A 19,902-nucleotide genomic window follows, 5' to 3' on the forward strand; every position below is an offset into this window, starting at 1 on the left:
CCGGCGTGAGTCCCTGGGTCCTCGGAGCTGTCCTCGTGCTCTGCGGGATCACGATGCTGTTGCTCCTCGTGCACCTCGTCCGCGACCTCGCGGCCCAGGACGGCATGTTCGTGCTGCTCGGCATCACCGAGCTCGTCCTCCTCGGTCAGCTGGTCGCCGGGTGCATCGCGCTCGGCAGCACCGACCGCGAGGTCGACGGCCTCCTGTTCGTCAGCTACCTGGTGGGCGTGACCCTGGTGCTGCCGATCGGCGCGTTCTGGTCGCTGGCCGAGCGCAACCGGGCGGGGACCGCCGTGGTCATGCTCGCGGTGCTGACCGTCGCGGCGCTCGAGGTCCGGCTGGACGGGATCTGGTCGTGAGCACCCTCGCCGTGGGCTGGGGTCGCGCCCTCGTGTTCGTGTACGGCGTCTTCGCGGTGGCCGCCACCGGCCGGTCGCTGCTGCAGCTCAGCACCGACGCCGACAAGGCGCCGCTGGCGTACTCGCTGTCGCTGTTCGCCGCGGTCGTCTACCTGGCGGCGACCACCGCGCTGCTCCTCGGCGGGCGGATCGGCTGGCTTCTCGCGGCGACCGCCGTCGGCGTGGAGCTGACCGGTGTGCTGGTCGTGGGGGCGCTCAGCTACGCGGCGAGCGACCTGTTCCCGGACAAGACCGTGTGGTCGCACTTCGGCCAGGGCTACGGGTTCCTGCCGCTCGTCCTGCCCCTGGCCGGGATCGCCTGGCTCCGCCACACCCGCGCCGAGGCCGGCCACGGCAGCCGGGACAACTAAGGGGAGCCTTCCTTGAAGGGCAGGAAGCAATAACGTCACACTGGTGTTGTGGAAAACGTGGACCCCGCTCTCCAGGAAGGTGACCAGCCGACGCGCCAGCGCGTCGCGCGGTCGATCCTGGTCAACGGACCGTCCACCGCGGCGGCCCTGGCCGAGCGCCTCGACCTGACCGCCGCCGCCGTACGCCGGCACCTCGACCACCTGCTCGAGGAGGGCGCCGTCGAGGCCCGTGACCCCCGCCCCGCGGGGCACCGCGGGCGTGGCCGCCCGGCCAAGGTGTTCGCGCTCACCGAGCGCGGGCGCGACGGCTTCGAGGCACAGTACGACGACCTCGCGGCCGAGGCGCTCCGCTTCCTCACCGAGACGGTCGGTCCCGAGGCGGTGAAGGCCTTCGCCGAGCGGCGGGCCGCTTTCATCGAGACGAAGTTCCCGCAGGTCGCGGCCGCGCACCCGCAGAAGTCCCCGGCCGAGGTGCTGGCGGTGGTGTTCTCCGACGAGGGGTACGCCGCGTCGGTCCGCGAGCTGCCGGTCGTGGGGGAGCAGCTGTGCCAGCAGCACTGCCCGGTCTCCCACGTCGCCCACGAGTTCCCGCAGCTGTGCGAGGCCGAGACCGAGGCGATCAGCCGCGTGCTCGGCACGCACGTGCAACGGCTGGCGACCATCGCCCACGGCGATGGCGTCTGCACCACGTGCATTCCCACCACGCCCGAGAAGAAGGAGCAGGTCACCACATGACCTCGATCGAAGACCTCAACCCCGAGCTGAAGGGGATCGGTCGCTACGAGTTCGGCTGGGCCGACACCGACGTGGCGGGCGCAGCGGCCAAGCGCGGCCTCAACGAGGACGTCGTCCGCGACATCTCCGGCAAGAAGAGCGAGCCGCAGTGGATGCTCGACCTGCGCCTGAAGGGCCTCAAGCTCTTCGACCGCAAGCCGATGCCCACCTGGGGCTCGGACCTGTCGGCCATCGACTTCGACAACATCAAGTACTTCGTCCGCTCCAGCGAGAAGCAGGCGGCCTCGTGGGAGGACCTCCCCGAGGACATCAAGAACACCTACGACAAGCTCGGCATCCCGGAGGCGGAGAAGCAGCGCCTGGTCGCCGGCGTCGCCGCCCAGTACGAGTCCGAGGTCGTCTACCACTCGATCCGCGAGGACCTCGAGGCCCAGGGCGTGCTCTTCCTCGACACCGACACCGCGCTCAGGGAGCACCCGGAGATCTTCCAGGAGTACTTCGGCACGGTGATCCCGGTCGGCGACAACAAGTTCGCCGCGCTCAACACCGCCGTGTGGTCGGGTGGGTCGTTCATCTACGTGCCGAAGGGTGTCCACGTCGACATCCCGCTGCAGGCCTACTTCCGGATCAACACCGAGAACATGGGCCAGTTCGAGCGGACGCTGATCATCGTCGACGAGGACGCCTACGTGCACTACGTCGAGGGCTGCACGGCGCCGATCTACAGCTCCGACTCGCTGCACTCCGCGGTCGTCGAGATCATCGTGAAGAAGGGCGGCCGCTGCCGCTACACGACCATCCAGAACTGGTCGAACAACGTCTACAACCTGGTGACCAAGCGCGCGGTCTGCGAGGCCGGCGCCACCATGGAGTGGGTCGACGGCAACATCGGCTCCAAGGTGACGATGAAGTACCCCGCCGTCTACCTGATGGGCGAGCACGCCAAGGGCGAGACGCTCTCGATCGCGTTCGCGGGCGAGGGCCAGCACCAGGACGCGGGCGCCAAGATGGTGCACGCCGCGCCGCACACGTCCAGCTCGATCCTGAGCAAGTCGGTCGCGCGCGGTGGGGGCCGTACGTCGTACCGCGGGCTGATCCAGGTCAACGAGGGCGCCCACGGCTCGAAGTCCAACGTGCTGTGCGACGCGCTGCTCGTCGACCAGATCAGCCGGTCCGACACCTACCCCTACGTCGACATCCGCGAGGACGACGTCTCGATGGGCCACGAGGCCTCGGTCTCGAAGGTCTCCGACGACCAGCTCTTCTACCTGATGTCGCGCGGCATGGCCGAGGACGAGGCGATGGCGATGATCGTGCGCGGCTTCGTCGAGCCGATCGCCAAGGAGCTGCCGATGGAGTACGCCCTCGAGCTGAACCGACTCATCGAGCTGCAGATGGAAGGAGCCGTCGGCTGATGACGGCAGTCGCTGAGGCTCTCGAGAACGCCACCGATCGCGTCGAGAGCCACCTCAACCCGCCCGCGTCGTACGACCTGGCCGACCACCCCGTCCCGACCGGTCGCGAGGAGGTGTGGCGGTTCACGCCGCTCAAGCGCCTCCGGGGCATCCTCGACGGCGAGGCGTCCGACGCGCACCTGAAGTGGGACACCACGCTGCCCGTCGGCGTGACCCTGACCGAGATCACCGCCGAGCAGGCGCGCGAGCTCGAGCTGCCGCCCAACGAGCGGCCGGCCGCGCTCTCCGCCGAGCTCTCCGGCGGAGCGATCCTGCTCGACGTGCCGGCCGAGACCGTCGTCGCGGAACCGGTCGTCCTCCGGCTCACCGGCTCGTCGGTCGACGACCTGGTCTGGGGCCGGGTCCTCTACCGGGTCGGCGCGCACGCCGAGGTCACGCTCGTGCTGGTGCACGAGGGCTCGGCGCGCTACTCGGCGATCCAGACGTTCCTGGTCGGCGACGGCGCCCAGGTCAACGTCCTCACCCTCCAGGACTGGGACGACGACGCCGTCCACCTGGGTCGCGACGCGATCCGGGTCGGCCGCGACGCGTCGGTGAAGCACACGTCGATCTCGTTCGGCGGCGACCTGGTCCGGATGCACGCCAACGTCGAGTACGCCGGACCCGGCGGCGAGGCCGAGCTGCTCGGCCTCTACTTCGCCGACGAGGGCCAGCACCTCGAGCACCGGCTGTTCGCCGACCACAACGCGCCCAAGACCAAGTCGCACGTCGTCTACAAGGGCGCGCTGCAGGGCGAGAAGGCGCACACGGTCTGGATCGGCAACGTCCTGATCCGCAAGGTGGCCGAGGGCATCGAGACCTACGAGGAGAACCGCAACCTGGTGCTCACCGACGGCTGCCAGGCCGACTCGGTGCCCAACCTCGAGATCGAGACCGGCGAGATCGAGGGCGCGGGCCACGCGTCCGCGACCGCCCGGTTCGACGACGAGCAGCTGTTCTACCTGCGCTCGCGCGGCGTCTCCGAGAAGGAGGCCCAGCGGCTGGTCGTGCACGGCTTCTTCAACGACCTGATCCGCAAGGTCGGCATCCCGTCGATCGAGGAGAAGCTCCTCGAGACCGTCGAGGCCGAGCTCGCCAAGAACGTGCTGAAGGAGCTCGTGTGACCTTCGAACGCGCGTGCGCGCTGGCCGACGTGCCCACCGACGAGGCGCTCGGCGTCACCGTCGGCGAGTACGACGTGGCCATCGCCCGTGACGGCGACGAGGTGTTCGCGCTGCAGGACCAGTGCTCGCACGCCGCGGTGTCGCTGTCCGAGGGCGAGGTCGCCGACGGCGCGGTCGAGTGCTGGCTGCACGGCTCGTGCTTCGAGCTGCGCACCGGCAAGCCCACCCACTTCCCGGCGACCGAACCGGTCGCCACCTTCCCCGTAGAAGTCCGCGGAGACGACGTGTACGTCGACGTGGAGACCACCCTGAATGGAGTCAAGCCCGCATGAGCACCCTCGAGATCAAGGACCTGCACGTCCAGGTCACCACCGAGGACGGCCCGAAGGAGATCCTCAAGGGCGTCACGCTGACCATCAACGACGGCGAGACCCACGCGATCATGGGCCCCAACGGCTCGGGCAAGTCGACGCTCGCCTACTCGATCGCGGGCCACCCGCGCTACGAGATCACCTCGGGCTCGGTCCTGCTCGACGGGGAGGACGTCCTGGAGATGTCGGTCGACGAGCGCGCCCGCGCCGGCCTGTTCCTCGCGATGCAGTACCCCGTCGAGGTGCCCGGCGTCTCGGTCGCCAACTTCCTCCGGACCGCGAAGACCGCCATCGACGGTGAGGCGCCGAAGCTGCGCACCTGGGTCAAGGACGTCAACGGCGTCATGGAGCGGATGAACCTCGACGCGTCGTTCTCGCAGCGCTCGGTCAACGAGGGCTTCTCCGGTGGTGAGAAGAAACGCCACGAGATCGCCCAGCTCGACCTGCTCGACCCGAAGGTCGCGATCCTCGACGAGACCGACTCCGGTCTCGACATCGACGCGCTCAAGGTCGTCTCCGAGGGCGTCAACCGGTTCCGCGAGCGGGACGGCAAGGGCGTCCTGCTGATCACGCACTACACGCGGATCCTGCGCTACATCCAGCCCGACTTCGTGCACGTGTTCGTCGACGGCCGCGTCGCCGACGAGGGTGGGCCGGAGCTGGCCGACGAGCTCGAGGCCAACGGCTACGAGAAGTACACCAAGGCCGCGGTCTGAGGTCCCGACCATGACGACCCCGACCCTCCCCGGCCTGCTGCCCGAGCTCGAGGTGGTCCGCAAGGACTTCCCGATCCTCGAGCGGACGCTCGCGGGCGGGCAGCCGCTGGTCTACCTCGACAGCGCCAACACCTCGCAGAAGCCGCAGGTGGTGATCGACGCCATGGTCGACCACCTCGAGCGGCACAACGCGAACATCGCGCGCGCCATGCACCAGCTCGGGGCGGAGTCGACCGGTGCGTTCGAGGAGGCCCGCGACAAGGTCGCGGCGTTCCTGAACGCGCCGTCGCGCAACGAGGTCGTCTTCACCAAGAACGCCACCGAGGCGCTCAACCTGCTGGCCCGCACGATCGACCTCGGCCCGGGCGACAACGTCGTCATCACCGAGATGGAGCACCACTCGAACATCGTGTCGTGGCAGCTCGCGTGCGAGCGGTCCGGAGCGGAGCTGCGCTGGTTCGGGCTGACCGACGACGGCCAGCTGGACCTGAGCAACGCCGATCAGCTGGTCGACGAGAACACCAAGGTGGTCGCGTTCACCTGGGTCTCCAACATGCTCGGCACGATCAACCCGGTCGCCGACCTGACGGCGCGGGCCAAGGCGGCCGGCGCCCTCTCGGTGATCGACGCCTCACAGGCCGCGCCCCAGCTGCCCGTCGACGTGCAGGCGGTCGACTGCGACTTCCTCGTGTTCACCGGGCACAAGGTCTGCGGACCGACCGGCATCGGCGTCCTGTGGGGCCGCGAGGAGCTGCTCAACGGGCTGCCGCCGTTCCACGGTGGTGGCGAGATGATCGAGACCGTCACGATGGCCCGTTCGACGTACGCCAAGACGCCCCACCGCTTCGAGGCCGGCACCCCGCCGATCGTCGAGGCGGTCGGCCTCGGCGCCGCGGTGGACTACCTCGGCCACCTGGGCCTCGACGCGATCCACGCCCACGAGCAGGCGATCACCGGCTATGCGCTCGAGGGCCTGGCCACCGTGCCCGGCCTCACCGTGCTCGGTCCGACTGACGCCACGCAGCGCGGGGGCGCGATCGCCTTCGAGCTCGAGGGCGTGCACCCGCACGACATCGCGCAGGTGCTCGACTCGCGCGGCGTCGCCGTCCGTGCCGGCCACCACTGCGCCAAGCCCGCGCACGCTCGTTTCGGCGTCCAGAGCTCGACGCGCATGTCGTCGTACCTCTACACGACGCCGGCCGAGATCGACGCCCTGGTCGAGGCCCTGGAATACACCCGCTCGTACTTCAAGTTGGGTTGATGATGACTGCACAGAACTTGGATGCCCTGTACCAGGAGATCATCCTCGACCACTACAAGAACCCGCACGGCAAGGGCCTGCGGGACGCGTTCGAGGCCGAGGTCCACCACGTCAACCCGACCTGCGGCGACGAGGTGACCCTGCGGGTGCACCTCGACGACGGGGTCGTCGCGGACGTGTCGTACGACGCGCTCGGCTGCTCCATCTCGCAGGCGTCGGCCTCGGTCCTCTACGACCTCGTCGTCGGGAAGCCCGTCGACGAGGCGCTCGCCCTGCACGAGGAGTTCCTGGCCCTGATGCAGGGCAAGGGCGAGGTCGAGCCCGACGAGGACACCCTGGAGGACGCGATCGCGTTCGCGGGTGTCGCCAAGTTCCCGGCGCGCGTGAAGTGCGCGCTGCTGTCGTGGATGGCCTGGAAAGACGCCACCGTTCAAGCCGGAGGAAACGATGCCTGACCACAGCGACCTGCCCGACGTGCCCGAGGCCACCGGAGCGGTCGGCACGTCGACCACGACGGTCGACGACGTCACCGAGGCGATGAAGGACGTCGTCGACCCCGAGCTCGGCATCAACGTCGTCGACCTCGGCCTGGTCTACGGCGTGCACCTCGACGACGACACCAACGTCGTCCTCGACATGACCCTCACCTCGGCGGCCTGCCCGCTGACCGACGTGATCACGGACCAGACCGAGTCCGCCCTCGAGGGCCTCGTGAAGGACGTCGCGATCAACTGGGTCTGGATGCCGCCGTGGGGCCCGGACAAGATCACCCCCGACGGCCGTGAGCAACTGCGGGCGCTGGGCTTCAACGTCTGACACGGACGCACAGCGTGCGCCCTGGCGGCGTTGTCGTCAGTCGACGGCCCGCTTCGCTTGACGGCCGCCTCCTTCCTCCGCCTTGCCAGGCCACACGCTGAGCGCCCGTGCTCAGACGTTTGCGCGGTACTCCTCGTCGGTGTAGCGGCGCAGCTTCCGCAGGAACCACCGGAACGCCAGGTTCATGACCGGCTTGCCCAGGGGAGTGACGAACCTCGACGGCCCGGTGACCTCCAGCGCGAGCGTCCAGGTGAGCCGGCAGCCGCCGTCGGTGCGGATGACGTCGTAGCGCTCGGCGAACGCGCGGATCGTCCGCTCCGAGGCGGCGTTGAAACGGAACGCCATCCGGGTTGGCGGCTCCCAGAGCAGGAACTCCTCGTCACCGACCAGGCCTCCGAGCATGTGGACGGTCCGGGTGGTGCCGACGCCGCGCGGGGGAGCGCTGGTCCAGGTGACCTTGGTGATGACCTTCGCCCAGTGCGGCCAGGCGTCGGCGTCCTCGAGGACCTCGAAGAGCTGCTCGGGCGTGATCGCCAGGTCGACGCTGTTGGCGTAGCGGAAGCGGGCGGTGTCGACGAAGTCGACGCCGACCGGCTCGCAGGGGTGCATCTCGGTCACCCGACCATGCTAGAACAAGTTCTAGTTATCTAGGCGTGCGTCCGTGTAGCGCCGGAGGCGGCGGAGGAACGACGCGAAGAGCGCGTCGAGACCGCCGTGAACGAGCCGCATCGGCGGTCGGAGGGCGTCGGGCACGTCGATGCCGACCGACCAGGTGAGCCGACACCCGCCGGGAACCGGCTCGACGTCGTACTGCTCGGAGAACGCGGTGACCAGCCGCGTCGACACCGCGTTGAACCGGAACGCGATCCGACGGGGCTCGTCCCAGGTGAAGAACTCCTCCTCACCGACGATCCGGCCGCGGAGGTGGACGGTCCGCGTGGTGCCCGGTCCGAACGGACGAGGGCTGGTCCAGACGACCTCGGTCAGCGCCTTCACCCAACGCGGCCACGCTTCGGCGTCGTGGAAGACGTCGAAGAGCTGTTCGGGCGTGATCGCGAGGTCGACGCTGTTGGTGAAGCGCAGCGGGGCGGTCTCGACGAAGCGGTCGTCGACCCGCTGGAGGTCGCGCATGCGGGGCACGCCGAGAGCCTAGGGCCCGCGTCGGTAGCGTCGTCCCCATGGCTCGCGTCCTCGTCCCGCCGGCGCGGCTGGAACGGTGGGTCGCCAACTTCGCCGACCGCCACGGCGCGACCGCTCTGGCGGTCACCGCAGGAGCCCTTCGCGGCGATGCCGAGGACGGGTCGTGGTTCACCGCGGCGCTCCCGTTCGACCGGACGTACTCCGGCCCGGCCGAGGTCGCAGCCGTGGTCACGGAAGCTGCGGCCCCGCCGGACTGGGGCGTGCTGCTCGTCCGCAAGGGCGGGTTCGCGGTCGCCAGGCTGTCGGGGAAGCGGCTGCAGGAGTCGAAGGTCGGCCAACGGCACGTCCAGGGCCGCACCAAGGCCGGCGGTCAGTCGCAGCAGCGGTTCGCCCGCCGGCGCGACAACCAGGCCCGCGAGGCGTACGGCGCTGCCGCGGACCATGCCGCGCGGATCCTGACGGAGCTCACGGGCCCGCTCGTGACCGGCGGCGACCACGCGGCCGTCGGCGCCGTGCTGACCGACCCACGGCTGGCCGGCCTGACCGTCGTCGAGCCGTGGCTCGCCGTACCCGATCCGCGCCGTGCGGTCCTGGACGCCGCGATCGGCGACGCCCAGGCGCTGCAGGTCGACGTGGAGAACGCCTAGCGTCGGGTCAGTTGGCCAGGGCCTTCGCGAAGGCGTCGGTCGCGACGTCCACCGGGTTCGGCAGCGTGGAGGTGTCGAACTGCGGCGCGGAGGCGAACTGCGTCGCCAGGACGATCCGTCCCGCCAGCGTCGCGACGACCACGCCGTTGAAGCCGTCGGCGGTGATCTCCCACGCGGTGCTGGACCCGATGCCGCTCGCGCCGTTGACCTGGGCCGTCACGTCCTGGGCGGCGCCGATCGTGACGGGCGCGCCGTCGCTGCTGCCCTCGGTGCACGCCAGGCCCGCCGTGGCGAGGCCGAACGCCTCGGCGGCCTCCTCCTCGGTCGCGTAGATCGCGATCTCCTCCTGCATCGCGACGTCGCCGCTGTTGTGGTCGATCTGGGTGCCGCCCTGCACCTGCGGCGGCACCTGCTCGTCGACCGGTGTGCCCTCCGGGTCGCACAGCGGCGGGGAGGACTCGTCGGTGTAGGCGCCGAGCAGGAAGTCCGGCCCGACCTCCTCTGGCGTCAGGAGCGCGGCCTCGACCTGCTCCTGGGTGATGTCGCCGGTGTCCGTCGGATCCATCGGGGTGACGTCGGTCGGCGACGCCGTGTCCGTGGGGGAGGTCGACTCGGTGGTCTCGGTCGAGGCCTCGACCGTGACGGTCTCGGTCGTCTCTTCGTCGGCGTCGCCGTCCCCGTCGTCGCCGCAGCCGGCGAGGAGGGTGGAGAGCGTCAGGAGGGTCGCGACGGACGCGACGCGGATGGAGCGCATGGCCGTCAAGGTAGTGGATCGGGGCCCTGCGCGAGGCTCGTCGTGAAGAACAGGCTGTTCGGGTCGGGGACGTAGGACCCGAACGGGCCGCACGTGGTGAAGCCGCGGGAGACGTAGAGCGCCCAGGCCGGCGCGAAGAACTCCTGCGTCCCTGTCTCCAGGCTGAGCCGCTGGTAGCCCCGCTCGCGCGCGACGGAGACCACGTGGTCGAGCAGCCGCCCGGCCACACCACGGCGACGCGCGACCGCCTCCGTCCGCATCGACTTGATCTCGGCATGCCGGGGGTCGAGCTCCTTGAGCGCTGCACAGCCGAGCAGCAGCCCGTCGTCGCGCAGCGTCCAGAAGGTGAGGCCGGGACCCACCAGCGCGTGCGGGTCGAGCGCGTGCACGCTCTCCGGCGGCGAGGTGGCCCTCATGTCGGCGAGGTGCTCCTCGAGCAGTCGTACGACGTCGTCGCGCAGCGGGTCGTCGACGGAGATCTGCATGGGTGCCAGCCTCCCATCCACGACGGCCGGGATCGGCTAGCGTCCACCTCATGTGGCAGCCCGAGCCCGACTGGGTCGCGCTCCCGGGTGGCTCCGGTACGTCGACGGTGGGTGTCTGGCGGACGGCGCTCGGGGGTCGTCCCGTGGTGGTCAAGCGACTCGCAGCGCCCGGACCCGGCGACCCCGCGGCCCTCTCCGAACCGGGGCACATCGGCTACTGGCGGCGCGAGGCCGACGTGGTGCTCACCGGGCTCACCGACACCACGCCCGGCCTGCGGGGCGCGCCGGCCTCGGCGGAGGCGGACGAGGACGGCATCACGATCGTGCGGGACTGGGTCGAGGACGCCGCGTCGAGCGGGCTGTTCCTGGCGCTCTGCATGGGCCGGTTCGCCGCGGGTGTCCTGCCGGACGCCCGCTTCCTCGCCTGCTCGCTGATGCGCGACCGGATGGAGCGGGTCGAGCGCCACGGCGGCTGGCCGACCCTCGACCGCACCACGGTCGCCGACGTCGCCGACCACCTGTGGCGCCACCGCGACTCGATGCTCGACCTTCTCGACGACCTGCCCCAGGTGCCGCAGCACGGCGACCCGACCGGGCGGAACCTGCCCGGCCGCGAGGGCGACGACGCGGTCGCGATCGACTGGGGAACCCTCGGCACCGGCCCGGTCGGCGGCGACCTCGGTTACTTGTCGCTCTCCTCCCGCGAGGGGTTCGAGCCGCTGCTCGACGCCTACCTGCTGGGCTTCCCCGAGGCGGACCGCGACCAGGTGGTGCTCGGGGCCCAGGTCGTGGCCGTCTACACCGCGCTCAACCGCGCGGAGTGGGCGCTGGCACGGGTGGCGACGGGGGAGGGCGCGCTGGCGTCGAAGTACCGTCACCCCTCGGTCGCGCCGCACCTGCGGGCGCTGCAGCGACAGTTCCCGCACATGGAAGCGTTGTTGGCGCTCTGACCTAGGTTGCGTCCATGACCCGTCGTGCCCTCGCGGGCGTGCTCGTCGCCGCCCTGGTGACGACGGCGTGCTCCACCGACCCGGAGGAGAGGACCGCGCCGGCGCAGGCCCCGCGGCCCGCGCCGGCGAAGAAGCTCCCCGGCGCGGTCGTCGACACGGTCGGCGTCGCGTCGTTCAACGTCTACCGGCACCTCCCACGCCGGGACGCGATGGCGGACGCGTTGCGGCTCACCCGGGACGACCGGGTCGACGTGATCGGCTGGCAGGAGACGCGCGCGGACTACTTCCCCGACGTACGACGCCGCCTGGAGGGCAAGGGCTGGGACACCTGGCAGCTCTGGGAGCCGGACGGCCCGTTCTGGCTGGCGGTCTCGTGGCGCCGTGCCGACTACGAGCTGGTGGACGGTGCGTGGACGGAGGTGCACGGCGGTGCCGGGAAGCAACGCACCGACCTGCCCTATCCGCCGCGCGGATACGTGGTCGTGACCCTGCGGCACCGGGACAGCGGCCGGTTGCTCACCGTCGTCGACACCCACCTCAACCAGGGCATCGAGACCGGCGACGGCTTCACCGACCGGGTCAACGCGGACGACGCCAAGGAGCACCTGCGCGAGCTCGCGGACGTCTGGGACGAGGTGCCCGGAGACCTGGTGGTCGGCACCGGCGACTTCAACTTCGACCACGCCGACGACGTCGCGGCCCGCCCCGAGGGCGGCATCCTCGACACGCAGGACGGCCACGCGACCTCGTCGTACGACGTGCTCGGGCTGGGCGGCGTCGAGCCGACCAGGGGCGACCGGTGGATCGACTACGTCTGGATCGCCGATCGCACGCTGCGGGTCCGGGCGCGGGACGAGGGCACCGGCCAGTTCGTCGAGCACCGGTCGCTCGACGGCTACGCCTCCGACCACCGGCCGCTGGTGGCGCAGATCCGGTGGTACGACCGCTGAGGAGAGCGGGTCAGCGGGGGACCTGGACGCTGTCCACGTCGAAGGTGGCGCAGTCCTCCATCGAGTCGGCCTCATAGCCGACCGTGAACCAGTACTGGCGCTGCGCCGACGACCCGTGCGTCCACGCCTCCTCCTGCACCTGACCCTGGGTCTTGCGCTGGATGTAGTCGTCGCCGACGGCCGCGGCGGCGTCGAGGCCGAGCTTGAGGTCCTGCTCGGTGATTTCGCTGATGATCACCTCGCCGTTGTCGTCCTCGATGGTGGGCGCCGCCTTGGCCCACATCCCCGCGAAGCAGTCGGCCTGCAGCTCCAACCGGACCCCGGGGCTCTCGGGACCGGTCTGCTGCGACTTCACCCGGGCCATGTCGCCGATGACGTTGGAGATGTGGTGCCCGTACTCGTGGGCGAGGACGTACATCTCGACGAAGAGACCGTCGGGGCCGCCCAGCTGGTCCTCCAGCACCTGGTCGAAGAACCGGGTGTCGAGGTAGATCGACTCGTCCGGCGGGCAGTAGAACGGGCCGACGTCGGAGGACGCGTTGCCGCAGCCGGTGCTGACGGAGCCGCTGAACGTATAGAGGCCGTCGACCGGCCGGAAGCCGTCGATGTCCTGGGACTCCCAGAAGCCGGTGAGCGTGTTCTCAGTGGCGACCCGGGCGCAGTCGCGGTTGTCGTTGGCGTCCCCACCGGACTCGCAGGCGTCGTAGGTGAGGAGCTTGGGGGCGTTGCTGGCCGAGCCGCCGCCGGAGCCGCCGCCGAGGATGTCGATGCCCGTGCACTGCGCGAGGATCACCAGGGCGATCACGAGCACCAGCCCGCCGATGCCGCCTTTCCCACCGATGCCGCCGGGGATGGGGATGCGCATCCCGGTGGCGCCACCACCGCCACTCCTGCCGACGTCGCGGACGCGAGACCTGTCGAGCCGAGCCTTCGGATTGAATCGCACCACGATCAGCACCCTAGGGGATCGGCTCGTTTGGGCCCGCGAGCCGTGACCGTGGGAGAATCGACCACGTCATGATCACGGTCCACCAGCTCGAGGTCAGAGCCGGTGCCCGGCTCCTGATGGAGGACGTCTCCTTCCGGGTGGCCGCGGGCGACAAGGTCGGCCTGGTCGGCCGCAACGGGGCCGGCAAGACCACGCTCACGAAGATCCTCGCCGGCGAGGCACTGCCCGCCGGGGGGACGGTCACGTCGAGCGGCGAGGTCGGCTACCTGCCCCAGGACCCGCGTTCGGGCGACCCCGAGCAGCTGGCCCGGGAGCGGATCCTCTCGGCACGCGGCCTCGACGATGTCGTACGACGCCTGCGGGCGGCCGAGCACGAGATGGGCAGTGACGACGTGGCGGTCCGGGAGCGCGCGATGCGTCGCTACGAGCGTGCCGACGCCGAGCTGCACGCCGGAGGCGGTTACGCAGCGGAGTCGGAGGCCGCGACCATCGCGCACAGCCTCGGCATCGACGACCGCCTGCTCGGCCAGCCGCTCAAGACGCTCTCCGGCGGCCAGCGGCGCCGGGTGGAGCTGGCCCGGATCCTGTTCTCCGACGCCGAGACACTGCTGCTCGACGAGCCGACCAACCACCTCGACGCGGACTCGATCGTCTGGCTGCGCGACTTCCTCAAGGCTTTCTCCGGCGGCATCGTCGTCATCAGCCACGACACCGACCTGCTCGAGACGACCGTCAACCGGGTGCTGCACCTCGACGCCAACCGCGCCGTCATCGACACCTACAACGTCGGCTGGAAGGCCTACCTCCAGCAGCGCGAGACCGACGAGAAGCGCCGCAAGCGCGAGCGGGCCAACGCCGAGGCGAAGGCCAAGACCCTGACCGACCAGGCCAACAAGATGCGCGCCAAGGCCACCAAGGCGCAGGCCGCGCAGTCGATGCTCAAGCGCGCTGAGCGGATGCTCGCCGGCGTCGAGGCGGAGCGCCAGGCCGATCGCGTCGCCCGGATCGCGTTCCCCAAGCCCGCCCCCTGCGGCAAGACGCCGCTGACCGCGGCGGAGCTGTCGAAGTCCTACGGCTCGCTCGAGGTCTTCACCGACGTCGACCTCGCCATCGACAAGGGCTCACGCGTCGTCATCCTCGGCCTCAACGGCGCCGGCAAGACCACGCTGCTGCGCATCCTGGCCGGACTCGACCAGCCCGACACCGGCGCCGTCGTGCCCGGCCACGGGCTGAAGCTCGGCTACTACGCCCAGGAGCACGAGACCCTCGACATCGGCCGCACCGTTCTCGAGAACATGCAGTCGGCCGCACCCCAGCTGACCGACACCGAGGCCCGCTCGGTCCTCGGCTCGTTCCTCTTCTCCGGCGAGGACGCCCACAAGCCCGCCGGCGTGTTGTCCGGCGGCGAGAAGACCCGTCTCGCCCTGGCAAGCCTGGTCGTCTCCGCCGCCAACGTGCTGCTGCTCGACGAGCCGACCAACAACCTCGACCCCGCCTCCCGCGAGGAGGTGCTGGCCGCGATCCGCTCCTACGAGGGCGCCATCGTCCTCGTCACCCACGACGAGGGCGCCGTCCACGCCCTCGAGCCCGACCGTGTGCTGATCCTCCCCGACGGCGTCGAGGACCTCTGGAACGTCGAGTACGCCGACCTGGTCGCCCTGGCCTGACCGGGCTCGCGGAGCGCGACTCGAACGAAGCCGGGCGACCTACCAGCCCGCTGTCGGGGAGGTGCGCCAGCGGAAGATGTCCGAGCGAGGGCGGTCGCGCGCAACGTCCTACGGTGCGGGCCATGGGGAGCCCCAAGCGTAGGACGTAAGGCGGATCTGTTCCCTCACTCCCGCCCTCTATTGCCGAACGGCGTGCGCGCGGAGCAGCACGCTACCGCCGCATGAGGCGCGCAAGGATGCCGAGAAGCGTGCGCATCTAGCTAGTCGTCGCTCTCGATACGACGCCTGTTTCGCTCGGCGTTCCTGAGGGCCTTGCGGACGTACTCGTCGTCCTGCTTTGCCCGGGCCTCCGGCTCCTCCCTCTTAGCCGCGCGCCCTCGGCGCTGATCCTCATAGACGTCCTCTTGCACCTGCTCCGGGGGCCGAACGCCCGTGGCTATGGCCGGCACGTCGGTGCCGTCGAACAGTGCGGGCCACGTTCTGCGGAGCCAGTCCTGTTCGTCGCGGTCCAACGCTGCCCAGTGCTTTGCGATGATGCGGGCCACCTCCGCATGGAGCCCGTGGCGTACCGCGAACCTGATCGCGCTGGGCAACTCGTAGGGATCCCAGGTTGTTTCGCGCCTCCTGCGTCCGAGCTTTCGGTCCAACCACTCGAAAACTGCTTCAGCCGCGTCGGCTGTCCCACTCTCCGCCAGCTCGGAGGCCGCCTTCCCCTGAACCTCGATCGAGCGCGACCGCAGCGCCTCCGAAAGCACATCCGTCGCTGCGGGTCCGCAGCGACGAGCGAGCGCGTGGAGGGCGTTTGAGCGTGCCGCGCCCATCTCCGAGGTGTAGAGCCCTCGCAACTGGATGGGGGCTTCGCTGCCGACGGAGTCGGCCAAGGCGTTGAACAGGACTGCCCGGTCATCGCCCTTGGCGTAACGCAACGCCCTCAGCAGGTCTGCGTCACGCCATCGCCCGGCCACCCGCCTATCCTGCCGAATGCGGCCGATCGGTCCACTCCAGCCCGCGCGAAAACTTGCCCGTTGCTGCCGCAGTGGGTGCGCGCGGATGTCACGCGTCGGGGCGCTTCGCGGGCCGCCGATGACGCGGGTAAGGATGGCGAGCCGGAGCCGGCGATCGGCACGCTCCAACTCAGCCGACACGCCTGAGCCACAAGGTGCGTGCGCGCGGCGGCACGCCACTGCCGCGACCGTCGTCACACGAGCGATGCCTTCGGAGCGCGCGATCGTCGAGAGCGTTGAACGATGAGACACGTCCCCGCGACCAGGGCCACTAGCCACAGGCCTAGTTCGACGAGTCCGACGCCGAATCCCAGTGCTCCCAAGACGGCGAGCATGACGAGCGCGAACGCGGCCAGCTTCAGCGCGAGACTGGGTCCGGGTCCTTGGTTCGTCATGCCGGAACCCTAGGCGATGACCCAGCACGCCAGGGCCGATCGGCGCGTGCTCAACGGGTAATGACCGGTCGACGTGGCACCCCGATTGGCACCGACATCGTCGTCGCTGCCGAGCTAGCCGTGCTTCTGGTGGTGTTCGGCGGGTCTGCCTCACCGACTCGTGTCCGGTCCTCGCGCCCGGTCTGGCGGCGGGAGGCTCGGGTATCGAACGAGCATGACCACCACGCCCTCTGAACCCAGTCCCGATCCTGACGTCGTCCCGAGTGGCGACCCGAGTCCGATATCGACGCCGGACCCCGAGCCGGGCGAGGACCCCGGTGCACCTCCCGCCCCGGAGGTCGAGCCGCCCGCCTGAGCCGTCGCACCAGGTACGACGACGCTCACTCCTCGGCGATCGCTTCGAGCACGTTCATCCGGGACGCTCGGATCGACGGGACGACCGCGGCGAGCACGCCGACCACGACGGCGATGGCGAGGAACACCACGAGCTGGGTGAACGGCAGCGCGAGGCTGGAGAGGTCCTCCTTCAGCGTCTCCCGCAGGGACACCCCGACCACGAGCCCCAGGCCGAGTCCGAGCACGGCGCCGAGCAGCGCGATCGCCACCGACTCCAGCGTGATCATCCGCCGCAGCCGGCTCCGGCTCATGCCGATGGCGCGCAGCAGGCCGACCTCGCGGGTGCGCTCGATGACGCTGAGACCGAGGGTGTTCACGATGCCGAAGACCGCGATGATGATCGCGAGCGCGAGCAGGCCGTAGATCATGTAGAGCAGCTGGTTGACCTGGTCGCGGATGGAGTCGCTGAACTCCTCCTTGTCGTACACCGCGACGATCGGGACGTCGGACGCCGCGTCGTCGAGGTCGTTCTTCACGGTCTCGGCGTCGGCGCCGTCCTCGAGCAGGATGCTGATGGAGGTGTCCTGGCGGGCGAGGCCGGCCTGCTCGACCTGGTCGAGCGGGAAGCTGACCCAGGCGGTCACCTCGGACGGCTTCACGATCCCGACGATCTCGAGCTCGAGCTTCTTGCCGCCGGGGAAGGTGAGCTCGATCGGGTCGCCGATCCCCACGCCGAGCTCGTCGGCGTACTCGTCGGCGACGAACGCCTCGGCACCCTGCACGTCGGTGGTGCCCTCCACGACGTCGAGGTCGTAGATGTCGTTGAAACGCTCGTCGTTGGCGGCGACGAACTCGGTCTCGCCGTCGATCTTGGCGCCGACGTACTGCTGCCGGCTGAGCACGGAGACGCCGTTGACGTCCGCGAGGTCGTCGCCGACGCTGGTCGAGAACGGCACGAAGTTCACGCTCTGCACGAGGTAGTCGGCAGTGAACTCCTCGTCGACCAGGTCGTCGATCGACTTGTTCATCGACGCGGCCAGCACGCCGATCGTCGAGACCAGCGCGAGGCCGATCATCAGCGCCGACGCGGTGGCGCCGGTACGACGCGCGTCCCGCAGCGCGTTCTCGCCCGCCAGCCGGCCCGGTGCGCCGAAGACCCGTGAGAACAGAGCGCGGCAGCCGACCAGGACCGGCTTGCCGATGATCGGGCTGATCACGGCGACCGTGATGATCCAGACCACGCCGCCGATGCCGACCCAGATCGCGTCCGGACCCGGCGCGCCGGCCACGCCCCACGCGACCAGCGCGGCGCCCACGAGCAGCAGCGCGCCGCCGATGGCCGCCCGTCGGCCCAGCGGGGCGGGAGCCTGCGGTGCCTCGGCGCGCATGGCCGCGACCGGGGCGACCCTGCCCGCCCGTCGGGACGGCAGGTAGGCGGCGACCATCGTGACCGCGACGCCCACGACGTAGCTGATCACGACCGTGCCGACCGTCAGGTCGAGGGCGGCGCTGGAGATGTCGAGCCCGATGGCACGGAAGATGGAGGCCAGGCCGCGGGACAGCAGCAGCCCGAGCCCGATGCCGATGGTCGAGGCGAGGAACGACAGGACCAGCGCCTCCAGCAGCACCGATCGCGTCACCTGGTCGCGCGCGGCGCCCAGGGCCCGCATCAGTGCCAGCTCGCGGGAACGCTGCGCGACCAGGATCGAGAACGTGTTGAGGATGATGAAGCCGCCGACCAGCACGGCGATCGCGGCGAAGACGATCAAGAAGATCTTGATGATCCCGAGGAACTCACCGATCGCGGCCTCCGACTCGTCGGCAACCTTGTCGCCGGTGACCGCCTCGAGGTCCTCGGGGATCACCTCCGCGGCCGCGTCGCGCAGCTCCTCTTGGGACACGCCCTCCGCGGCGGTCAGGCTGACCCGGTTGAACACGTCCTTCCCGTCGAGGAAGAGCCGCTGCGCGCCCTCGGTGGAGAAGATGAGCAGGGTCGCGCCGGCGGTCCCGCCACCGTTGAACTCCGCGGTTCCGACCAGGGTGGCCGTCTGCTCGATCTCGCCGTACGGCGCCAGCAGCTGCACCTCGTCGCCGAGCTCGTACTCGCCGTTCTCGGCCGCGCCGGTGTCGAGCACGATCTCCTGGTCGCTCTCGGGCCAGCGGCCGCTGTCGAGCTCGAGGATGTCCCCGCCGTCCATGTTGGGGCCGTCGTGGTAGTTGAAAGCGAGCGTCGGTGCGCCGGTGCCACCCACCAGGGTCCCGTCGGACGCGAGCAGGCTCATGCCGAAGCCGGCGACGTCGCCGTCGGCGCGGTCGACCTCGGGCAGCTCCTCGAGCTCGGCGATCGTCTCGGGCGTCACCACGTTCTTCGGCGTGCCGGAGTAGCCGGCGTCGAACTCCGCGAAGTCCTTCGCCCGCACCACCCCGTCCGGCGTGGAGCCGTAGATGATGCCGTCGAACGTGGTCGAGAGCCCGTTGCTGAAGACGAGGACGCCGGAGAGGAACGCGACGCCGAGCACGATCGACAGCCCGCTCATGACGAGCCGGAGCTTGCGCGCCAGCAGGTTGCGCAGGGTGAGCCTGAACATGTCAGCCGGCGGCGCGGGTCTGGAGCGCGGTCATGTGCTCGAGGATCTGCTCGCGGTCCGGGTCGGTGATCTCGTCGACCACCTGGCCATCGGCCAGGAAGATCACCCGGTCGCAGTACGACGCCGCGACCGCGTCGTGCGTGACCATCACGACCGTCTGCCCGAACTCGTCGACGCTGCGGCGCAGGAACGAGAGCACCTCCGCCCCGGACGTGCTGTCGAGGTTGCCGGTCGGCTCGTCGGCGAAGACGATCGACGGCTTGCTCGCCAGTGCCCGGGCGCACGCCACCCGCTGCTGCTGGCCGCCCGACATCTCGCTCGGCCGGTGACCGAGCCGGTCGCGCAGCCCGACGGCGTCGACCACGGTGTCGAACCAGTCCTGGTCGACCTTGGCGCCGGCCAGGTCGAGCGGGAGCAGGATGTTCTCCTTCGCGGTGAGCGTCGGGATCAGGTTGAACGCCTGGAACACGAAGCCGATCCGGTCCCGCCGTAGCGCGGTCAGCGCCTTGTCGTTGAGGCCGGCCAGCCCGGTGCCGTCGACCTCGATCGTCCCCGAGGTCGGGGTGTCGAGGGCGGCCAGGCAGTGCATCAGGGTCGACTTGCCGGATCCCGACGGACCCATGATCGCGGTGAACTTGCCGGCGTCGAGGTCGACGGTGACACCGGCGAGGGCGTGGACTTCCGACTGGCCGGACCCGTAGACCTTGCGCAGGTCGACGGCGCGTGCGGCAGCAGGCGGGCGGTGGGGGACGCTCGTCATGGCTACACCCTGCCCGATGCTGGGTGGTTGC

The 19,902-nt window shown here is 70.3% G+C and carries 22 protein-coding genes; 14 read left to right on the forward strand and 8 right to left on the reverse strand.

Translation table 11 applies throughout. The features are described 5' to 3' along the window. Window positions 1–5: 5 nt before the first annotated feature. The 10 genes from DJ010_RS21770 to DJ010_RS07120 are packed head-to-tail and all read left to right on the forward strand — an operon-like array spanning window position 6 to window position 7,246. Entirely contained in the window at window positions 6–359 is a 354-nt protein-coding gene (locus DJ010_RS21770; RefSeq protein ID WP_146207276.1) for a hypothetical protein, read from the forward strand. Then, a complete protein-coding gene (locus DJ010_RS07080) occupies window positions 356–769 on the forward strand; it encodes a hypothetical protein (protein WP_245927309.1) in 414 nt (137 codons plus the stop codon). Before DJ010_RS21770 ends, DJ010_RS07080 begins: the two co-directional genes overlap by 4 nt. A 57-nt stretch (window positions 770–826) precedes the next feature. Further along, on the forward strand, window positions 827–1,504 hold the full coding sequence (locus tag DJ010_RS07085; RefSeq protein ID WP_109692915.1) for a helix-turn-helix transcriptional regulator: 678 nt from the start codon (window positions 827–829) through the stop codon (window positions 1,502–1,504). After that, window positions 1,501–2,919, forward strand: coding sequence for a Fe-S cluster assembly protein SufB (sufB, locus tag DJ010_RS07090; RefSeq protein WP_109692916.1), 1,419 nt, complete (start codon window positions 1,501–1,503; stop codon window positions 2,917–2,919). The genes DJ010_RS07085 and sufB overlap by 4 nt, the downstream gene beginning before the upstream one ends. Continuing rightward, window positions 2,919–4,082, forward strand: a complete 1,164-nt coding sequence (gene sufD / locus DJ010_RS07095; RefSeq protein WP_109692917.1) for a Fe-S cluster assembly protein SufD — start codon at window positions 2,919–2,921, stop codon at window positions 4,080–4,082. The genes sufB and sufD overlap by 1 nt, the downstream gene beginning before the upstream one ends. Further along, complete coding sequence (locus tag DJ010_RS07100) at window positions 4,079–4,414, forward strand: non-heme iron oxygenase ferredoxin subunit (RefSeq protein WP_109692918.1); 336 nt, start codon at window positions 4,079–4,081, stop codon at window positions 4,412–4,414. The genes sufD and DJ010_RS07100 overlap by 4 nt, the downstream gene beginning before the upstream one ends. Then, window positions 4,411–5,169, forward strand: a complete 759-nt coding sequence (sufC, locus tag DJ010_RS07105; protein ID WP_109692919.1) for a Fe-S cluster assembly ATPase SufC — start codon at window positions 4,411–4,413, stop codon at window positions 5,167–5,169. The genes DJ010_RS07100 and sufC overlap by 4 nt, the downstream gene beginning before the upstream one ends. A 10-nt stretch (window positions 5,170–5,179) precedes the next feature. Then, on the forward strand, window positions 5,180–6,430 hold the full coding sequence (locus DJ010_RS07110) for an aminotransferase class V-fold PLP-dependent enzyme (RefSeq protein WP_109692920.1): 1,251 nt from the start codon (window positions 5,180–5,182) through the stop codon (window positions 6,428–6,430). 2 nt (window positions 6,431–6,432) lie between these two features. Further along, window positions 6,433–6,885, forward strand: coding sequence for a Fe-S cluster assembly sulfur transfer protein SufU (gene sufU / locus DJ010_RS07115; protein WP_109693152.1), 453 nt, complete (start codon window positions 6,433–6,435; stop codon window positions 6,883–6,885). Continuing rightward, the gene (locus DJ010_RS07120; protein WP_109692921.1) at window positions 6,878–7,246 is read left to right on the forward strand and encodes a metal-sulfur cluster assembly factor; all 369 of its coding nucleotides are present in this window, start codon (window positions 6,878–6,880) and stop codon (window positions 7,244–7,246) included. Before sufU ends, DJ010_RS07120 begins: the two co-directional genes overlap by 8 nt. Before the next feature lie 111 nt (window positions 7,247–7,357). On the opposite strand, the gene DJ010_RS07125 is transcribed toward DJ010_RS07120, so the two are convergent. After that, on the reverse strand, window positions 7,358–7,855 hold the full coding sequence (locus DJ010_RS07125; protein WP_109693153.1) for an SRPBCC family protein: 498 nt from the start codon (window positions 7,853–7,855) through the stop codon (window positions 7,358–7,360). Window positions 7,856–7,885: 30 nt separating this feature from the next. Continuing rightward, window positions 7,886–8,377 (reverse strand): SRPBCC family protein, encoded by a 492-nt coding sequence (locus DJ010_RS07130; RefSeq protein WP_109692922.1) that lies wholly within the window; start codon window positions 8,375–8,377, stop codon window positions 7,886–7,888. A 47-nt stretch (window positions 8,378–8,424) separates the two neighbouring features. Between DJ010_RS07130 and DJ010_RS07135 the strand changes: the two genes are divergently transcribed. Beyond that, complete coding sequence (locus DJ010_RS07135) at window positions 8,425–9,033, forward strand: acVLRF1 family peptidyl-tRNA hydrolase (RefSeq protein ID WP_109692923.1); 609 nt, start codon at window positions 8,425–8,427, stop codon at window positions 9,031–9,033. Between the two features lie 7 nt (window positions 9,034–9,040). Here DJ010_RS07135 and DJ010_RS07140 read toward each other — a convergent pair whose 3' ends face one another. Together DJ010_RS07140 and DJ010_RS07145 are read right to left on the reverse strand one after the other, a co-directional pair. Beyond that, a complete protein-coding gene (locus DJ010_RS07140; RefSeq protein ID WP_109692924.1) occupies window positions 9,041–9,787 on the reverse strand; it encodes a hypothetical protein in 747 nt (248 codons plus the stop codon). A gap of 5 nt (window positions 9,788–9,792) precedes the next feature. Further along, on the reverse strand, window positions 9,793–10,272 hold the full coding sequence (locus DJ010_RS07145; RefSeq protein ID WP_109692925.1) for a GNAT family N-acetyltransferase: 480 nt from the start codon (window positions 10,270–10,272) through the stop codon (window positions 9,793–9,795). Window positions 10,273–10,322: 50 nt separating this feature from the next. Here DJ010_RS07145 and DJ010_RS07150 point away from each other — a divergent pair, with 50 nt between their 5' ends. Beyond that, entirely contained in the window at window positions 10,323–11,222 is a 900-nt protein-coding gene (locus DJ010_RS07150; RefSeq protein WP_109692926.1) for a phosphotransferase, read from the forward strand. A 14-nt stretch (window positions 11,223–11,236) separates the two neighbouring features. Then, window positions 11,237–12,172 (forward strand): exonuclease/endonuclease/phosphatase family protein, encoded by a 936-nt coding sequence (locus DJ010_RS07155; protein WP_109692927.1) that lies wholly within the window; start codon window positions 11,237–11,239, stop codon window positions 12,170–12,172. A gap of 10 nt (window positions 12,173–12,182) precedes the next feature. On the opposite strand, the gene DJ010_RS07160 is transcribed toward DJ010_RS07155, so the two are convergent. Continuing rightward, window positions 12,183–13,121 (reverse strand): neutral zinc metallopeptidase, encoded by a 939-nt coding sequence (locus DJ010_RS07160; RefSeq protein ID WP_245927311.1) that lies wholly within the window; start codon window positions 13,119–13,121, stop codon window positions 12,183–12,185. A gap of 68 nt (window positions 13,122–13,189) precedes the next feature. Here DJ010_RS07160 and DJ010_RS07165 point away from each other — a divergent pair, with 68 nt between their 5' ends. Next, entirely contained in the window at window positions 13,190–14,788 is a 1,599-nt protein-coding gene (locus DJ010_RS07165) for an ABC-F family ATP-binding cassette domain-containing protein (protein ID WP_109692928.1), read from the forward strand. A 260-nt stretch (window positions 14,789–15,048) separates the two neighbouring features. On the opposite strand, the gene DJ010_RS07170 is transcribed toward DJ010_RS07165, so the two are convergent. The 3 genes from DJ010_RS07170 to DJ010_RS07180 all read right to left on the reverse strand — a co-directional run bounded on the left by DJ010_RS07170 (window position 15,049) and on the right by DJ010_RS07180 (window position 19,871). Then, entirely contained in the window at window positions 15,049–15,753 is a 705-nt protein-coding gene (locus tag DJ010_RS07170; protein ID WP_109692929.1) for a HEAT repeat domain-containing protein, read from the reverse strand. 814 nt (window positions 15,754–16,567) lie between these two features. Beyond that, window positions 16,568–19,111, reverse strand: coding sequence for an ABC transporter permease (locus DJ010_RS07175; RefSeq protein WP_109692930.1), 2,544 nt, complete (start codon window positions 19,109–19,111; stop codon window positions 16,568–16,570). A gap of 1 nt (window position 19,112) precedes the next feature. Beyond that, window positions 19,113–19,871, reverse strand: a complete 759-nt coding sequence (locus tag DJ010_RS07180) for an ABC transporter ATP-binding protein (protein WP_109692931.1) — start codon at window positions 19,869–19,871, stop codon at window positions 19,113–19,115. Between the last annotated feature and the right edge of the window lie 31 nt (window positions 19,872–19,902).

The sequence above is a fragment of the Nocardioides silvaticus genome (assembly GCF_003160695.1).
GTDB lineage: Bacteria > Actinomycetota > Actinomycetes > Propionibacteriales > Nocardioidaceae > Nocardioides > Nocardioides silvaticus.